Consider the following 16,027-nt stretch of genomic DNA (forward strand, 5'->3'; position numbering starts at 1 on the left):
TTNTNAACGGATAAACAGCTTCTGAATCAATTTCTGGATCGACTTGCCGTAGGGCGGGTAAATCAGTTTCGCCGCGTTGAAGCGTTGCTTGATCAGCACGCCTTTGGCCTTGCTGAAGGTCAGGAAACCTTCGTGGCCGTGGTAATGGCCCATGCCCGACGCGCCGATGCCACCGAACGGCATATCATCTTGGGCAACGTGTAGCAGTGTGTCGTTGAGGCACACGCCACCGGAATGGGTTTCGTGGAGTACGCGATTTTGTTCGCGCTTGTCGTAGCCGAAGTAATACAGGGCCAGCGGNCGAGGTCGCTGGTTGATGTAGGCAAACGCCTGGTCGATGCCGCGATAAGGCACGATCGGCAGCACCGGACCGAAGATTTCGTCCTGCATCACGGTCATGTCATCGCTGACATTCAGCAACAGGCTATGACCCATGCGCCGGCCCTGCCCCTGATCGAACAGCGGAATCAGCAGCGCGCCCTTGCTGGTGGCGTCGCTGACGTAGTTATTGAGTCGCGCCAGTTGCCGGTCATTGATGATTGCCGTGTAGTCCGGGTTGTCGGTCAGTGTCGGATAAAACCCGCGCACCGCGTGGCGATAGGCTTCGACGAAAGCGCCGATACGATCTTCCGGCACCAGCACGTAGTCCGGGGCCACGCAGGTTTGCCCGGCATTGAGCGTCTTGCCGAATGCGATGCGTTCGGCGGCGTCCTTGAGCGGCACGTCGAGGGACACGATGGCCGGGGATTTGCCGCCCAGCTCAAGGGTCACCGGCGTCAGGTTCTCGGCCGCCGCGCGCATTACGTGCTTGCCGATGCTGGTGGCGCCGGTGAACAGCAGGTGATCGAAACGCAGTCGGGAGAACGCGACACCGATATCAGCTTCGCCCAGCACCACGCAGACCAGGTCTTGCGGGAAGATCCGGCCGAGCAACGCCTTGAGCAGCAAACCGGTCGCGGGGGTCGACTCACTCAGTTTGAGCATCACCCGATTGCCCGCCGACAACGCACCCACCAGCGGGCCTATGGCCAGATACAGCGGGTAGTTCCACGGCACGATCACGCCGACTACGCCTAGGGGTTGGTAAACCACTTTCGCCGAAGCCGGCTGAAACGCGATACCGACCTTACGCCGCGAGGCTTTCATCCAGCCTTTGAGGTGTTGGCTGGCGTAGTGAATGCCATGCAGGCTCGGCATCAGTTCGGCGAACAGGGTTTCGTCGGCGCTACGGTGGCTGAAGTCCTGGCTGATCGCGTCGATCAGCGCCTGGCGTTCGTCGCTGAGCAAGTCGCGCAATGCCTTGAGCCATTGCTGGCGTTGCTCGGCGGGCGGCATCGGGTTGGCCGCATACGCCGCACGCTGCGCATCGAACAGGGCCTGGAGTTCCTCCAGCGGCTGTTGCAGGTTCTGCAGATAAGCGATGTCGGCGGTCATGATCGGCTCCGGTTTTTATTGTAATGAGGCACTTTTTAGAGTCTATGCTCTAGAAAGTCAAATGACATCCTGGTGCAGCTTTGTTTTATCCACTCGCCGATAGGTCGTAAGATGCCCGCCAACGCACTCTGAATTAAAGCTCAAGCCATGGCCCCTCGGATCAAAACCAGCGAGCGCATCGTGCAGAACAGCCTGGAGCTGTTTAATCAACAGGGCGAGCGCAGCATCAGCACCAACCATATCGCCGCTCACATGGAAATTTCCCCGGGCAACCTGTACTACCACTTCCCCAATAAGCAGGCGATCATCGCCGTGCTGTTTCGTGAATACGAAGCCCTGGTAGACAGTTTTCTGCGCCCGCCCCAGGGCCGAGCGTCCACGGTGGAAGACAAACGCTTCTACCTTCAGGAACTGCTGGCGGCGATGTGGCGCTACCGGTTTCTGCATCGCGATCTTGAGCATTTGCTCGACAGCGATCCCGAACTGGCCGCCCGTTATCGGCGCTTCTCCCAGCGCTGCCTGATCCATGGCACCCACATCTACGCCGCCTTCGTCGACGCCGGCATCCTGCAAATGGACAAAGTCCAGATCGAATCCCTGACGCTCAATGCCTGGATTATCCTCACGTCCTGGGTGCGTTTCCTGTGCACCACACGGGAAAACTCCAATCACCTGAGCGAGCAGGCGATCAAGCGCGGGGTGTATCAGGTGCTGGTGCTTGAGGCCGGTTTCGTCACGGAACAGTCTCGCGACGCGGTCAACGCGCTGTACGAAGAGTTTTACGTGCCACTGGCCCAGGCGCTGGAAGAAGTGCAGTAGGATTCTAGACCGACTTAATCACAGGAGCCCGTTATGCCCATTGCGCAACTGATCAGCCCGCAAGCGTTGGACCTGAAAAAGGATGCACCTGGGCTGGTGATTCTGGATTGTCGTTTTGCCCTCGAAGACCCGGACTACGGCCAGCGCAGCTATGCCGAAGGGCATATCGCCGGGTCGAGCTTTGCCGATCTTGAGCGTGATTTGAGCGGGGCAGTCGTCAAGGGCGTGACCGGGCGCCATCCGCTGCCTGAACCTGAAGACTTGATCGAGCGCCTGCAAGCCTGGGGCATCAATGCCGACAGCGAAGTGGTTTTGTATGATGACGGCCCCGGTGCCTACGCNGCCCGCGCCTGGTGGCTGCTGGCCTGGCTGGGCAAGCGTGATGGCGTGTTTATTCTGGACGGTGGCCTCAAGGCCTGGCATGCGGCCGGGTTGCCGCTGAGTCTGGATGCGTGCGACATCAAGCGTGGCACCTTCAGCGGGACGGCGGACGACGCGCTGATCTTGAGCGCCGAACAGCTCCAGCAGCGTCTCGGCCAACCCGCGCTGACCTTGCTCGATGCTCGCGCCTTGCCGCGTTTCAAAGGCGAAGTCGAACCGATCGACCCGGTTGCCGGGCACATCCCCGGTGCGCAGTGCGCAGCCTTTACCGAGAACCTGGGCAGTGACGGGCGTTTCCTGCCGGCCGAGCAGCTCAAGCAACGCTTTGCCGCGAAACTCGGTGNGCGTTCGCCGGATGAGCTGGTGGCGTATTGCGGTTCGGGTGTGACGGCGTGCCATAACCTGTTCGCACTGTGCCTGGCGGGTTATCCGTTGGGCTCGTTGTACGCCGGGTCGTGGAGCGAGTGGATCAACGATCCCGCACACGGCATCGCAACCGGCGAATAAACAACTATCCCCTGTGGGAGCGAGCTTGCTCGCGATGACGGACTGTCAGTCAACATCATTGTTGAGTCTGATGGCCTCATCGCGAGCAAGCTCGCTCCCACAGGGTTATGGGGGTTTCAGAATTGCCGCGCACTGCGATACGCCCCTGGCCCAACCCCGTAAACCTGCTTGAACTGCCGACTCAGATGGCTCTGGTCGGCAAACCCCAACTGCATCGCGACTTCCAGCGGCAAACATCCGTTCTGTAACAGCGCCCTTGCCTGCGCGATGCGTTGCTGCATCAACCAGGTATGCGGCGGCATGCCCGTGGCGCGGCGAAAGACCCGGGCGAAGTGGAACGGTGACAGGTTGACCCGTGCCGCCAGTTCTTCCAGCGAGGGCGGTGCCGCCAATTGTGCTTGCAGCACATCCTTGGCCAGCGTCACCGCGCGGTGCTCCTTGCCGGGTTTGCCGGCGATCGGCACGGCGGCATGACGTTGCAGCAGTAACAGCATCATCTCGCGCCAGACCGTTTGCTGTTGCAGGGCGGTGGATGGACTTTCCAGCAAGCGATGCAGTTGGCAGAAACCCGTCACCAGATCCGGGTCACGATACAACGTCGCGCCAAACCCCGGCAGGTTATTGGTCGGCAGCTCAAGTTCGTCGAGCAGCGACAGAATCTGCCCGCTGTCCGGATAAAACGCACGGTACATCCAGCCATCCTCCGTGCCTTTGTGGCCGGTGTGCAGTTCATCAGGATTGATCAACACCAGCGTGCCGCTGCCGGCCAGGTGTTCGGCACCGCGATAGCGATAACGCTGGGCGCCGGCCATGATCATGCCGATCACATAACCGTCATGCACATGGGGCGCGAAACGATGTTCGATGTAGCGCGCCGACAATAACTCGACGCCGGCCAATGGCGCCGTTTGCCAGAAGCGGATCGACTCGCCCTGATCGGCGTCCATGGTTTACCCGCGACCCACAGCGCTCAACCACTGCGGAATGCGTCGTTCGAGGTAATAACCCGGCTGGCGGAACGAGCCATCGACAAAGCCGACATGCCCACCCTTGGCTTGCAACTCGAATTGAGTGGAGGCGGACAACTCCATCGCCTGCGGCAGACTGTGGGGGAACACGAAGGGATCGTCGGCCGCCTGAATGATCAGGGTCGGTGTGCGAATCTCTCCAAGGAAATACCGGCTCGAAGCGCGGCGATAGTAATCCTCGGCATCGACGAAACCATTGAGCGGTGCCGTGACCCGGCCATCGAAATCCCAGAAGGTGCGCATGTTCTCCAGCGAGCCCAGCGCCGCCAACGCCGCCAGTCCATCCTCGCGCCCGTCATGCTGGAACTGGCGCTGCTTGTTCTTGATGTAAGCCACCATCTCGCGCATGAAATGCGCCTGATAGACCTTCGAGAAACCCTGGCCGATGCGATCAGCGCATTGATCGAGACGAAACGGCACCGACACCGCCACCGCACCTGAGACGCCGCTGGCACTGCCGGTTTCGCCCAAATGCTTGAGCAAGACATTGCCGCCCAAGGAATAGCCGACCGCATACAGCGGTGCGAGAGGGCGCTTGGCCCGCAGGTGCTTGATGGCTTCGGCCAGGTCTTCACTGGCACCGGAATGGTAGCTGCGCGCCAACAGATTCGGCTCGCCGGAGCAGCCGCGCCAGTTCAACGCGACGCTGGCCCAACCCTGGGCAGCGAGCGCTTTCTGCACCCCGGCCACGTAAGGCGAATTTGAAGAGCCGGTCAGCCCGTGCAACACCAGCACCAGCGGCGCATCGGCAGTGTGCGGGCCGTGCCAGTCCATATCGAGAAAGTCGCCATCCTCAAGCCACAAGCGTTCGCGCTCGCGTTCGATGTGCGTGGTTTTGCGCCACAGCGGTCCCCACAAGGTTTGCAGGTGCGGGTTGCCGAGGCCGAAGGCGGGGGTGAAGCGTTCTGACGGAAAGGACACGATTGCTCTCGATGCAGCGGTGCGCAACCGGTGCGCACCTTTTTCAGGCCGGTCGGTTAACCGGCGATCTCTGCCATACGTTGCCACAACGCGTAATACACCCGCCCGGATTTCTGCTCCCGGTGCAGGCGCCAGTTGCCTGGCAAGCCGAGGCTCGACGGCGCGTTTTCGCTTTCAGTGTAGATCCAGGCTTCATTGGCCAGCCACTGACGCTCTTCAAGCAGCGTGCAGACCGTCGGCAACAGGTCCTGGTTGAACGGCGGATCGAGTTGCTCTACGGTTAGACGCTGGGACTGCTGCATGAAGTCGTCCAGGTGATTCAGCGGCAGGTTGTAGAAACCCATGGCGCCCAGCTGCCCGACGATATCGGCGTTGCTCGCGGTGGACAGCGGGAAGCTGCCGGCCAGCTCGCGCTTGGCGTCATCCAGTTCTTTCTGCGTCGGGCCGGTCTTGAGGTAGTCGGCCAGCACGTCTTCAACCAGGCGCAAGGTGCCGCCGCTCATTTCGGCGCGGGTCTGCAGGTTGATCATGAACGGGCCGCGCACCTGCATCGGCGAGAAGCCGGAGTACACGCCGTAGGTCAGGCCGCGCTTTTCGCGCACTTCGCTCATCAGACGAGTGCCGAAGCCTCCGCCGCCGAGGATCTGGTTGCCCAGGGACAGCGCTGCGTAGTCCGGATCGTCACGGTCGATGCCCAGTTGCGCGAGCATCAGGTTGGTCTGCTTGGACGGGAGTTCGATGTGGCTGATGCTGGCGTTGGGTTCGATCGGTTGCGGGATTTTCGCCAGGGCCGGGCCTTGGGGCAGGGTAGCGGATACCTGCGCGGCAATGGCTTCAGCTTCGGCACGGGACAAGTCGCCCACCAACGCGATCACCACGTTGCCAGCCGCGTAGGCTTTTTCGTGGAACGCGCGCAGCTGTGTCGGGGTGACGGACTGAATGGCTTGCGCCATGCCATCGCTGGCGTGCGCGTAAGGATGATCGCCATACAGACGGTTCATCAACTCAAGGCTCGCCAGTTTGCTCGGGTCATGCTGCTTATCTACGAAAGCGGCGAGGGTCTGATTGCGAAGGCGTGCATACGAATCGCCAGGGAAGGTCGGCTTGCCTGCGACTTCGGCGAAGAGTGTCAATGCCGGATCGCGTTTATCCTTGGCGCTGAGGCAGCGCAGGGAGACCTGCGCCGTATCCAGACCAGTGCTGGGGGCATACTGTGCGCCCAGGCTTTCGAAATCTTGGGCAATAGCGTTGGCATCCCTGCCGGCAACACCTTCGTTGAGCATCAAGTTTGTCAGCATGGCCAGACCCGGAGTGCCTCCATCCTGGCTGCTGCCGGCTGCGAAGGTCAGGCGCATGTCGAACATCGGTAACCCTCGGGCTTCGGCGAACAACACTTTGGCGCCTTCGGCAGTATTCCAAGCCTGAATATCAAGCGTGCGGGGACTTGGACTCGCTCGGGCGCAGGAAGTACACGGCACTGGCTGCAATCAGTGTGACGACGACCAGGCCAGGAAAGATCAGCCGGCTGCTTTTGCGATCACTCATGAGCGGTCTCCTCAGGCAAAACATGGGCGACGCTCAAACGCTCGCGGGTGAAATAGGTACGTGCGGCCTTCTGGATATCTTCCGGCGTCACGCTTTGCAGGTCGGCCAGTTCGGTGTCCATGAGCTTCCAGGACAGGCCGACGGTTTCCAGGGAGCCGATGGCCGTGGCCTGGCTGGTAATGGAATCACGTTGGTAAACCACGCCGGCAATCACCTGAGCGCGGATACGCTCCAGCTCTTCAGCGGTCGGCGGTTTGGCTTTCAATTCGTCCAGCAGGCGCCACAGGCCGGCTTCGGCTTGGGCAATGGTCTTTTTCTTCTGCTGGTTCGGAGTGGCCGTCAGGGTGAACAGGCTGTCGCCACGGGTGTAGGCGTCGTAGCTGGTGGAAGCGGCGGACACCAACTCTTCACCGCGCTCCAGTTGCTCCGAGATGCGCGCGCTGTAGCCGCCATCCAACAGGGCCGAGAGCAGGCGCAGGGCTTGTACCGAGCGTTTGTCTTCGGCGGTGGCCAGGCCCGGTACGTTGAAACCGAGGATTACGCTCGGCAACTGGGTCTGCACGTGCATGGTCAGCAAGCGCTCGCCGGGTTCGGCGAGCTCCAGCGGGATCTTGGTGGGTGGCACATCACGTTTGGGGATCGGGCCGAAGTAGCGCTGGGCCAGGTTTTTCACCTCGTCCGGGGTCACGTCGCCGACCACCACCAGCGTGGCGTTGTTCGGCACGTACCAGGACTGGTACCAGTGGCGCAGCTCTTCGACTTTCATGCGTTCAAGGTCGGCCATCCAGCCGATGGTCGGCGTGTGATAGCCGCTGGCCGGGTAGGCCATGGCCTTGAAGCGCTCGTAGGCCTTGGACATTGGGTTGTCGTCGGTGCGCAGGCGGCGCTCTTCCTTGATGACCTCGATCTCGCGGCTGAACTCATCGGCCGGCAGGCGCAGGCTGGCCATGCGGTCGGCTTCCAGTTCGAAGGCGACGCCCAGGCGATCACGGGCCAGTACCTGGTAGTAGGCGGTGTAGTCGTCGCTGGTGAAGGCGTTTTCTTCGGCGCCCAGGTCGCGCAGGATCAACGAGGCTTCGCCTGGCCCGACCTTGGCACTGCCCTTGAACATCATGTGTTCCAGGGCGTGGGACAAACCGGTCTGGCCCGGTGTTTCATAGCTCGAACCCACCTTGTACCAGACCTGGGAAACCACCACCGGTGCACGATGATCTTCGCGCACGACCACTTTAAGGCCGTTATCCAGGGTGAATTCATGGGTGGGTTGTGAAGTTGTCTCGTTAGCTGATGCTTTCATTCCGTTAACAGTCCTTTGCGTCCATGCGAGTTGTTTCGCAGGTTCACAGTGAACGAAAGGAAAAGAGCTAAGCAAAGAAGGGGTCATGGATATCTCTGTAGCGAGCGAGCTTGTTGTGGCGAGCGTGGCAAGCCCGCTCGCCATAAATCAGGCGGCGCTTTCCACCAAGCGGTGCCACAACGCGTAATACACCCGACCGGATTTCTGTTCCCGGTGCAGGCGCCAGGCGCCCGGCAGGCCGAGGGTAGACGGTGCAGTCTCGCTCTCAGTGTAGACCCACGCGTCCGGTGCCAGCCATTGGCGCTCTTCCAGCAACGCACACACGGTCGGCAGCAGGTTCTGGTTGAACGGCGGGTCGAGGAACACCACGTCGTACTCGGTGGCCGGCTGGGTTTCCAGGTAGCGCAGCGCGTCGGCGGTCTGAACCTGGCCGGTGGTGCAGCGCAGAGTGCCCAGATGTTCCTTGATGCTGGAAACCGCGATGTTGCTGGCGTCCAGTGCCTGGCCCATCGCCGCGCCACGGGACAGCGCTTCAAGGAACAACGCGCCGCTGCCGGCGAACGGGTCCAGTACCTTGGCCCCGCCGATGTACGGCGCGAGCCAGTTGAACAGGGTTTCACGTACGCGATCCGGCGTTGGGCGCAGGCCGACGACGTCGGGGAAGCTCAGCTTGCGGCTGCCCCATTCGCCGCCGATGATGCGCAGTTGGTTCACGCCGTTGTGGACGTTGTGAACAGGTTTCTTAGGACGAGTGGCCATCAATGCTCCGGAACCCCGAGCGGCTGCTCGGCAGGTTTATCAGTTGGGGCCGGTAACGGCTTTTGCGGCACGGTCGGGCCAGCGCTGACGATGACCATTTTGTCCGTGCTCAAGTGTTTGTTCAGTGCGGCTTTGACCTGTTCGACGGTCAGGCCCTGTGATTGTTTCATGAAATCTTCCAGATAGCTCAGCGGCAGGTTGTAGAAACCCATGGCGCCCAGCTGCCCGACGATATCGGCGTTGCTGGCCGTGGACAGCGGGAAGCTGCCCGCCAGTTCACGCTTGGCGTCGTCGAGTTCTTTCTGGGTCGGGCCGGTTTTAAGGTAGTCGGCGAGCACGTCCTGCACCAGTTTCAGCGTGCCTTCACTCATCTCGGCGCGGGTTTGCAGGTTGATCATGAACGGGCCGCGTGCCTGCATCGGGGTGAAACCCGAATAGACGCCGTAGGCCAGGCCACGCTTCTCGCGCACTTCGCTCATCAGACGAGTGCCGAAGCCTCCGCCGCCGAGGATCTGGTTGCCCAGGGACAAGGCGGCGTAATCCGGGTCGGCGCGGTCGATGCCCAGTTGTGCGAACAACAGGTGCGTCTGCTTGGACGGAAACTCGATGTGACCGATGCTGGCTTTTGGCTCTTCAGGCTGCGGGATTTTCGCCAGGGCCGGGCCTTTCGGCAGCGCGCTGGAGACCTGCGCGGCAATCGCCTCGGCTTCAGCGCGGGACAAATCACCCACCAGCGCAATCACCACGTTGCCGGCCGCGTAGGCTTTCTCGTGGAACGCCTTGAGTTGCGCCACGGTAATCGCCGGGACAGTTTTCGCCGTGCCGTCGCTGGAATGCGCGTAAGGGTGATCGCCGTACAAGCGGTTCATCAGTTCCAGGCTCGCCAGTTTGCCCGGGTTCTGTTTCTGGTATTCGAAACCGGCAAGCATCTGGTTCTTGATGCGCGCAAAGGAGTCGGCGGGAAAGGTCGGTTTGCCGACGACGTCAGAGAACAGCTTCAGCGCAGGCTCGCGCTTGTCTGCGGCGCTGAGGCTGCGAAGGGAAGCGAGTGCCATGTCTTTAAAGGCGCCGTTGCCAAAGTCTGCGCCCAGGCCTTCGAAGCCTTGAGCGATGGCGCCGACATCTTTACCGGCCACACCTTCGTTGAGCATCGCGTTGGTCAGCAGTGCGANACCGGGACTGTTGCCATCCTGGCTGCTGCCGGCGGCGAACAGGATGCGCATGTCGAACATCGGCAGCTCGCGGGCTTCGACGAACATTACCTTGGCGCCTTCGGCGGTGTTCCAGGTCTGTACGTCGAGCGAACGGTGGCTTGGCGCCTTGCCGTCGAGTTCGGCAAGCGATTGCAGCTTCTGGCTGGACTTGGCCTTGTCGAGGGCTTCGCTGGCCTTGGTGTCATCGCTTTTCGACAGATAAAACGCAGCGGAGCCGATCAGTACGGCTGCGATCAGGCCGATCAGGGCCAGACGGGGCTTTTTACGCTCACTCATGAGTCGTCTCCAGTGGCAGTACATGGGCGACGCTGAGACGTTCGCGGGTGAAATACAGCTTGGCGGCTTTCTGGATGTCTTGCGGTGTCACGCTTTCGAGGTCGGCGAGTTCGGTGTCCATGAGTTTCCAGGACAGGCCGACGGTTTCCAGTTGGCCGATGGAGGTGGCCTGGCTGGTGATCGAATCACGCTCGTAGACCAGGCCGGCGATGACCTGTGCGCGGACGCGTTCCAGTTCTTCGGCTGACGGCGCGGTGGTTTTCAGCTGTTCGAGCAGCTTCCACAAACCGGCTTCGGCCTGGGCCATGGTTTTCTTTTTCTGGGTGTTCGGCGTGGCCGACAAGGTGAACAGACTGTCGCCGCGAGTGTAAGCGTCGTAACTCGACGAACCACCAGACACCAGCTCTTCGCCGCGTTCCAGTTGCGTCGGGATGCGTCCGCTGTAGCCGCCGTCGAGCAGGGCCGAGATCAGGCGCAAGGCGTTGACCGAGCGCTTGTCTTCGGCGGTGGCGATGCTCGGTACGTTGAAGCCCAGCATCAGGCTCGGCAACTGGGTCTGTACGTGCAGGGTGATCTGGCGCTCGCCAGGCTCGGCCAGTTCCAGCGGGATTTTCGCCGGTGGCACATCGCGTTTGGCGATCGGGCCGAAGTAACGCTGGGCCAAGGTTTTGACTTCGTCCGGGGTCACGTCGCCGACCACCACCAGCGTGGCGTTGTTCGGCACGTACCAGGATTGGTACCAGTGGCGCAGCTCTTCGACTTTCATGCGGTCCAGGTCAGCCATCCAGCCGATGGTCGGCGTGTGGTAACCGCTGGCCGGGAAAGCCATGGCCTTGAAGCGTTCGTAGGCCTTGGACATCGGCTTGTCGTCGGTGCGCAGGCGACGTTCTTCCTTGATGACTTCTATCTCGCGGGCGAACTCGTCGGCCGGCAGGCGCAGGCTGGCCATGCGGTCGGCTTCCAGCTCGAAGGCCACGCCGAGGCGGTCGCGGGCCAGCACCTGGTAATAAGCCGTGAAGTCATCGCTGGTGAAGGCGTTCTCTTCGGCGCCGAGGTCGCGCAGGATCAGCGACGCTTCACCGGGGCCGACTTTCTCGCTGCCTTTGAACATCATGTGTTCGAGGGCGTGGGACAAGCCGGTCTGGCCCGGCGTCTCGTAACTCGAGCCAACCTTGTACCAGATTTGGGAAACCACCACTGGCGCACGATGGTCTTCGCGCACAACGACCTTCAGGCCGTTATCCAGAGTGAATTCGTGGGTGGGTTGTGGGTCGGCAGCCAAGGCTGAAAGGGGCAGACAAACTGTGCCGAGCAGCAGGCCAGCGGCGCGGCGGGCTAGAGCATTCATTCGTTTTTAAACCTGTTGGGTTGCCCGCTTGTTCTTAGCGTCAGCGGGCGAGAGGGTGCTAGGATACTGATCCGTTTTACTGGCGGCCACGCCTATCAGGCCTTTGATCGGCCGGAAGGTTGCATGGGTTACCTGCGGAAGCTTTGGGTTTGTCAGCTAAACTCTGCGTTTTCGCCGACGATGCCGTTCCAGTCCTTCGTATTAGTCGACCTTTGAGGTGCTGTTTGCACCTCGACAAAATGTTGCGCGTGAACAAGCTGGGTCAATCGCAGTCTGTTCTGCATCGAATATTTATTTACCGAGGCGCCCTGGCGCATCGCTACTTTGAGATAGCCGTCCTCCATGTTTGGTTCCAACGACGACAAGAAGAGCCCAGCTGCGGCTGGCGAGAAAAAAGGCCTGTTCGGATGGCTGCGCAAAAAGCCGCAGGAACCCGTCGTCGAACAGCCACAGCCAATTCCTGAGCCAACACCCGCGCCGGTAATAGAAGAAGAGCCGGCGCCGGTTGTCTTGCCGATTGCCGAGCCGGTGCTGCAACCGGTCGCCGAGGCTGAACCCGAAGTCATTGCCGAGCAACCGCTGGCACCCGCTCCAGAGCCGTGGCTGACGTTGCCAGTGGCGGAAGAGCCGGTGGCCTTGGTCGAAGATGAGCTGGCGCCGCATGTGACGCCGCCGATTCCTGCACCGACTGCCTTTGCCCCTGAGCCCGTTCAAGCGCCGATTATTGAGCCTGTCGTTGCGCCGGTAGTCGTGGCCGAGCCTGAGCCGGTTGTTCCGGAGCCTGTGGTTCCTGCGTTCGTCGCTCCTGTGGTTGAAGTGCCTGCGCCTGCTCCCGTGGTTGCCCCGGTAGTCGCCGCGCCCGCAGTTCCCGCCGAAGTCCCGGCAGAGCAGCCTCGTACCGAAGAAACCAAAGCCGGTTTCTTCGCCCGCCTCAAGCAAGGCCTGTCCAAGACCAGCGCCAGCATCGGCGAAGGTATGGCCAGCCTGTTCCTGGGCAAGAAGGTCATTGATGATGAACTGCTGGAAGACATCGAAACNCGTCTGCTGACCGCTGACGTTGGCGTCGAGGCAACCTCGGTAATCATCCAGCGCCTGACCCAAAAGGTCGCGCGCAAAGAGTTGGCCGATGCCGATGCGCTGTACAAATCCCTGCAAGCTGAACTCGCCGCGATGCTCAAGCCTGTCGAGCAGCCGCTGAAAATCACCTCGCAGAACAAACCGTTCGTGATCCTGGTGGTCGGCGTCAACGGCGCCGGCAAAACCACCACCATCGGCAAGCTGGCCAAGAAACTGCAGTTGGAAGGCAAGAAAGTCATGCTTGCCGCCGGTGACACTTTCCGTGCCGCCGCCGTGGAGCAGCTGCAAGTCTGGGGTGAGCGCAACAAGATTCCGGTGATCGCCCAGCACACCGGCGCCGACTCCGCCTCGGTGATCTTCGATGCCGTGCAAGCCGCCAAGGCCCGTAACATCGATGTGTTGATCGCCGATACCGCCGGTCGCCTGCACACCAAAGACAACTTGATGGAAGAGCTGAAGAAAGTNCGCCGGGTCATCAGCAAGCTCGACGCCGACGCACCGCACGAAGTGCTCTTGGTGCTCGACGCCGGTACTGGCCAGAACGCCATCAGCCAGGCCAAGCAATTCAACCAGACCGTCGAACTGACCGGCCTGGCGCTGACCAAGCTCGACGGTACCGCCAAGGGCGGAGTGATTTTTGCCCTGGCCAAGCAGTTTGGGTTGCCGATTCGTTATATCGGCGTCGGTGAAGGCATCGACGACCTGCGCACCTTTGAAGCCGAACCCTTTGTACAGGCACTTTTCGCCGAGCGGGAGCGTTCATGATTCGATTCGAACAGGTCGGTAAACGCTACGCCAACGGGCATGTGGGCTTGCATGAGCTGAGCTTTCGAGTGCGTCGCGGCGAGTTTTTGTTTGTGACCGGCCACTCGGGTGCCGGCAAAAGTACATTGTTGCGTCTGTTGCTGGCGATGGAGCGTCCTACCACCGGCAAGTTGCTGCTGGCGGGTCAGGACCTGGCCACCATCAGCAATGCGCAGATTCCTTTCCTGCGCCGTCAGATTGGTGTGGTGTTCCAGAATCACCAGTTGCTGTTCGATCGCACGGTGTTCAACAACGTCGCTTTGCCGTTACAGATCCTTGGTCTGTCCAAGGCCGAGATCGTCAAGCGCGTGGATTCTGCGCTTGAGCGCGTGGCGCTGTCGGATAAAACCGANCTGTACCCGGGCGACCTGTCCACCGGCCAGCAACAACGCGTCGGTATCGCCCGCGCCATTGTTCACCGCCCGGCCTTGCTGCTGGCGGACGAACCCACCGGTAACCTCGACCCGCGTCTGGCGGCCGAGATCATGGGCGTGTTCGAAGACATCAACCGATTGGGCACCAGCGTGCTGATCGCCAGTCACGACCTGGCCCTGATCGCCCGTATGCGCCATCGCATGCTGACCCTGCAACGTGGCCGCCTGATCGGTGACGGGGAGGCCGGCGTATGAGTGCGACACGCAGTCCTAAAGTTTCCGAGCGCGTGGCGCCCAAAGCCGCCGACCCGCAACCGCAGAAGAAAAAACGCGACGATGACGACGGCCCGGATTTCGCNACGCTGCTTCGCGCCTGGATCGAAAGCCATCGCGCCAGTCTGCTNGACAGCCTGCGCCGCCTGGGCAAACAGCCGATTGGCAGCTTTTTCACCTGCCTGGTGATGGCTGTGGCCCTGAGCCTGCCGATGGGGTTGTCGCTGCTGCTNAGTAATGTCGAGCGTCTGGGCGGTTCCTGGCAGCGTGCGGCGCAGATTTCCCTGTACCTGCAACTCGAGGCCAGCCCGGCTGAAGGCGAGTCGTTGCGCGAGCAGATCAAAGGCATGCCTGGCGTAGCCGATGCGGAATATGTCGGTCGTGATCAGGCGCTGGAAGAGTTTCAGCAGCAGTCCGGTCTGGGCGAAGCGCTCAAGGAACTGCCGGAGAACCCGCTGCCTGGCGTGGTGCTGGTGACCCCGAACGAGGTGGACAAGCCCGCGCTTGAAGCCCTGCGACAAAAACTCGCAGAGATGCCCAAGGTGCAACAGGCTCAACTTGATCTAGTCTGGGTAGAGCGCCTGGCCGCGATCCTCAAGCTGGGCGACCGCTTTGTGTTTGGCCTGACGGTGCTGTTGGTGTCTGCATTACTTTTGGTGATAGGTAATACCATTCGTCTTCATATTGAAAACCGTCGCACCGAGATAGAAGTGATTAAACTGGTCGGCGGCACGGACAGCTATGTGCGTCGTCCATTTCTGTACATGGGCGCGCTTTATGGCTTTGGTGCGGGGATTTTGTCCTGGGGTGTGCTGGCGTTTGGCCTTGATTGGCTGAACGACGCNGTTGTCGGGCTGGCCGGTTTGTATGGCAGCGATTTCGCGTTGGCTGGAGTGCCAGTCGCCGATGGGCTGTCACTCTTGCTTGGCGCGGTATTGTTGGGGTATATCGGTGCATGGATTGCAGTCGCACGCCACCTGAGGGAGCTTGCGCCTAAGTAATATCATTTTGCTCGTATTGACCTTTCAGCGTTTATGGGAACTTGTCCTACGGTTCCCGGTCAATTTTCGCAGTGCTGAACTGCACGAGTTATGTGAGTCGGAGGTTTTTTCGTATGACCACTTCTTTGCAACCTGCTTATGCTTTGGTCCCGGGTGCGAACCTGGAGGCCTATGTGCACACGGTCAACAGCATTCCATTGCTGACACCGGAGCAGGAGCGTGAACTGGCCGAGAGTCTCTACTATGAGCAGGATTTGGGGGCGGCTCGGCAGATGGTGCTCGCCCACCTGCGTTTTGTCGTACATATCGCCCGTAGCTATAGCGGCTACGGCCTGGCCCAGGCTGACCTGATCCAGGAAGGCAACGTCGGCCTGATGAAGGCTGTAAAGCGCTTCAACCCTGAGATGGGTGTGCGCCTGGTGTCGTTTGCTGTGCACTGGATCAAGGCGGAAATCCACGAGTTCATCCTGCGCAACTGGCGCATCGTGAAAGTCGCGACCACCAAAGCCCAGCGCAAACTGTTCTTCAACCTGCGCAGCCAGAAGAAACGCCTGGCGTGGCTGAACAACGAAGAAGTCCACCGCGTGGCCGAGAGCCTCGGTGTGGAGCCGCGTGAAGTGCGCGAGATGGAAAGCCGCCTGACCGGCCATGACATGGCCTTCGACCCCGCCGCTGAAGCGGATGACGACAGCGCTTTCCAATCGCCGGCCAACTACCTGGAAGACCACCGGTACGACCCGGCGCGTCAACTGGAAGACGCCGACTGGAGCGACAACTCCAACCACAACCTGCACGAAGCGCTGGAAGTGTTGGACGACCGCAGCCGTGACATCCTCTACCAGCGTTGGCTGGCAGAAGAAAAAGCCACGCTGCACGACCTGGCACAGAAGTACAACGTGTCGGCCGAGCGAATTCGTCAGCTTGAGAAAAGCGCGATGAACAAGCTGAAGTTGTCGATCGCCGCCTAAA

The 16,027-nt window shown here is 61.0% G+C and carries 14 protein-coding genes and 1 pseudogene; 6 read left to right on the forward strand and 9 right to left on the reverse strand.

The window, feature by feature from the left end; genetic code table 11:
- Positions 1-1,434, reverse strand: a 1,434-nt coding sequence (locus B7L09_RS19100) for a coniferyl aldehyde dehydrogenase (protein WP_141213481.1), incomplete at its 3' end; no start/stop codon positions are given.
- 147 nt (positions 1,435-1,581) lie between these two features.
- Here B7L09_RS19100 and B7L09_RS19105 point away from each other — a divergent pair.
- Together B7L09_RS19105 and B7L09_RS19110 are read left to right on the forward strand one after the other, a co-directional pair.
- Positions 1,582-2,253, forward strand: a complete 672-nt coding sequence (locus tag B7L09_RS19105) for a TetR/AcrR family transcriptional regulator (RefSeq protein ID WP_094470161.1) — start codon at positions 1,582-1,584, stop codon at positions 2,251-2,253.
- Between the two features lie 33 nt (positions 2,254-2,286).
- A complete protein-coding gene (locus B7L09_RS19110; RefSeq protein WP_094470162.1) occupies positions 2,287-3,141 on the forward strand; it encodes a sulfurtransferase in 855 nt (284 codons plus the stop codon).
- A gap of 116 nt (positions 3,142-3,257) precedes the next feature.
- On the opposite strand, the gene B7L09_RS19115 is transcribed toward B7L09_RS19110, so the two are convergent.
- The 8 genes and pseudogenes from B7L09_RS19115 to B7L09_RS19150 all read right to left on the reverse strand — a co-directional run bounded on the left by B7L09_RS19115 (position 3,258) and on the right by B7L09_RS19150 (position 11,873).
- A complete protein-coding gene (locus tag B7L09_RS19115; RefSeq protein ID WP_094470163.1) occupies positions 3,258-4,088 on the reverse strand; it encodes an AraC family transcriptional regulator in 831 nt (276 codons plus the stop codon).
- 3 nt (positions 4,089-4,091) lie between these two features.
- The gene (locus B7L09_RS19120; protein ID WP_094470164.1) at positions 4,092-5,090 is read right to left on the reverse strand and encodes a hydrolase; all 999 of its coding nucleotides are present in this window, start codon (positions 5,088-5,090) and stop codon (positions 4,092-4,094) included.
- Positions 5,091-5,230: 140 nt separating this feature from the next.
- Positions 5,231-6,635, reverse strand: a pseudogene (locus B7L09_RS19125) (M16 family metallopeptidase); the annotation flags it as partial.
- Positions 6,628-7,932, reverse strand: a complete 1,305-nt coding sequence (locus tag B7L09_RS19130) for a M16 family metallopeptidase (RefSeq protein WP_094470165.1) — start codon at positions 7,930-7,932, stop codon at positions 6,628-6,630. The pseudogene B7L09_RS19125 and the gene B7L09_RS19130, both read right to left, overlap by 8 nt.
- 147 nt (positions 7,933-8,079) lie before the next feature.
- Entirely contained in the window at positions 8,080-8,691 is a 612-nt protein-coding gene (rsmD, locus tag B7L09_RS19135) for a 16S rRNA (guanine(966)-N(2))-methyltransferase RsmD (RefSeq protein ID WP_094470166.1), read from the reverse strand.
- Positions 8,691-10,181 (reverse strand): M16 family metallopeptidase, encoded by a 1,491-nt coding sequence (locus B7L09_RS19140; protein WP_094470167.1) that lies wholly within the window; start codon positions 10,179-10,181, stop codon positions 8,691-8,693. The genes rsmD and B7L09_RS19140 overlap by 1 nt, the downstream gene beginning before the upstream one ends.
- Complete coding sequence (locus tag B7L09_RS19145) at positions 10,174-11,529, reverse strand: M16 family metallopeptidase (protein ID WP_094470168.1); 1,356 nt, start codon at positions 11,527-11,529, stop codon at positions 10,174-10,176. Before B7L09_RS19145 ends, B7L09_RS19140 begins: the two co-directional genes overlap by 8 nt.
- 152 nt (positions 11,530-11,681) lie before the next feature.
- Positions 11,682-11,873, reverse strand: a complete 192-nt coding sequence (locus tag B7L09_RS19150) for a hypothetical protein (RefSeq protein ID WP_094470169.1) — start codon at positions 11,871-11,873, stop codon at positions 11,682-11,684.
- Here B7L09_RS19150 and ftsY point away from each other — a divergent pair.
- From ftsY to rpoH, 4 genes are all read left to right on the forward strand, one after another.
- Entirely contained in the window at positions 11,872-13,371 is a 1,500-nt protein-coding gene (gene ftsY / locus B7L09_RS19155; RefSeq protein WP_094470170.1) for a signal recognition particle-docking protein FtsY, read from the forward strand. The two genes, B7L09_RS19150 and ftsY, sit on opposite strands and share 2 nt — an antisense overlap.
- Entirely contained in the window at positions 13,368-14,039 is a 672-nt protein-coding gene (gene ftsE / locus B7L09_RS19160; protein ID WP_094470171.1) for a cell division ATP-binding protein FtsE, read from the forward strand. Before ftsY ends, ftsE begins: the two co-directional genes overlap by 4 nt.
- A complete protein-coding gene (ftsX, locus tag B7L09_RS19165; protein WP_094470172.1) occupies positions 14,036-15,058 on the forward strand; it encodes a permease-like cell division protein FtsX in 1,023 nt (340 codons plus the stop codon). The genes ftsE and ftsX overlap by 4 nt, the downstream gene beginning before the upstream one ends.
- 113 nt (positions 15,059-15,171) lie before the next feature.
- Positions 15,172-16,026 (forward strand): RNA polymerase sigma factor RpoH, encoded by an 855-nt coding sequence (rpoH, locus tag B7L09_RS19170; protein ID WP_003176698.1) that lies wholly within the window; start codon positions 15,172-15,174, stop codon positions 16,024-16,026.
- Position 16,027: the final 1 nt, after the last annotated feature.

The sequence above is a fragment of the Pseudomonas mandelii genome (assembly GCF_002251635.1).
In the GTDB taxonomy this organism is placed as follows: Bacteria; Pseudomonadota; Gammaproteobacteria; order Pseudomonadales; family Pseudomonadaceae; genus Aquipseudomonas; species Aquipseudomonas mandelii_B.

Excerpts from the sequence above, each read along its gene's own strand:
- B7L09_RS19105 (WP_094470161.1), top strand. The coding sequence starts at position 1,582 with ATGGCCCCTCGGATCAAAACCAGCGAGCGCATCGTGCAGAACAGCCTG.
- B7L09_RS19115 (WP_094470163.1), bottom strand. The coding sequence starts at position 4,088 with ATGGACGCCGATCAGGGCGAGTCGATCCGCTTCTGGCAAACGGCGCCA.
- B7L09_RS19130 (WP_094470165.1), bottom strand. The coding sequence starts at position 7,932 with ATGAAAGCATCAGCTAACGAGACAACTTCACAACCCACCCATGAATTC.
- rsmD (WP_094470166.1), bottom strand. The coding sequence starts at position 8,691 with ATGGCCACTCGTCCTAAGAAACCTGTTCACAACGTCCACAACGGCGTG.
- B7L09_RS19145 (WP_094470168.1), bottom strand. The coding sequence starts at position 11,529 with ATGAATGCTCTAGCCCGCCGCGCCGCTGGCCTGCTGCTCGGCACAGTT.
- B7L09_RS19150 (WP_094470169.1), bottom strand. The coding sequence starts at position 11,873 with ATGGAGGACGGCTATCTCAAAGTAGCGATGCGCCAGGGCGCCTCGGTA.
- rpoH (WP_003176698.1), top strand. The coding sequence starts at position 15,172 with ATGACCACTTCTTTGCAACCTGCTTATGCTTTGGTCCCGGGTGCGAAC.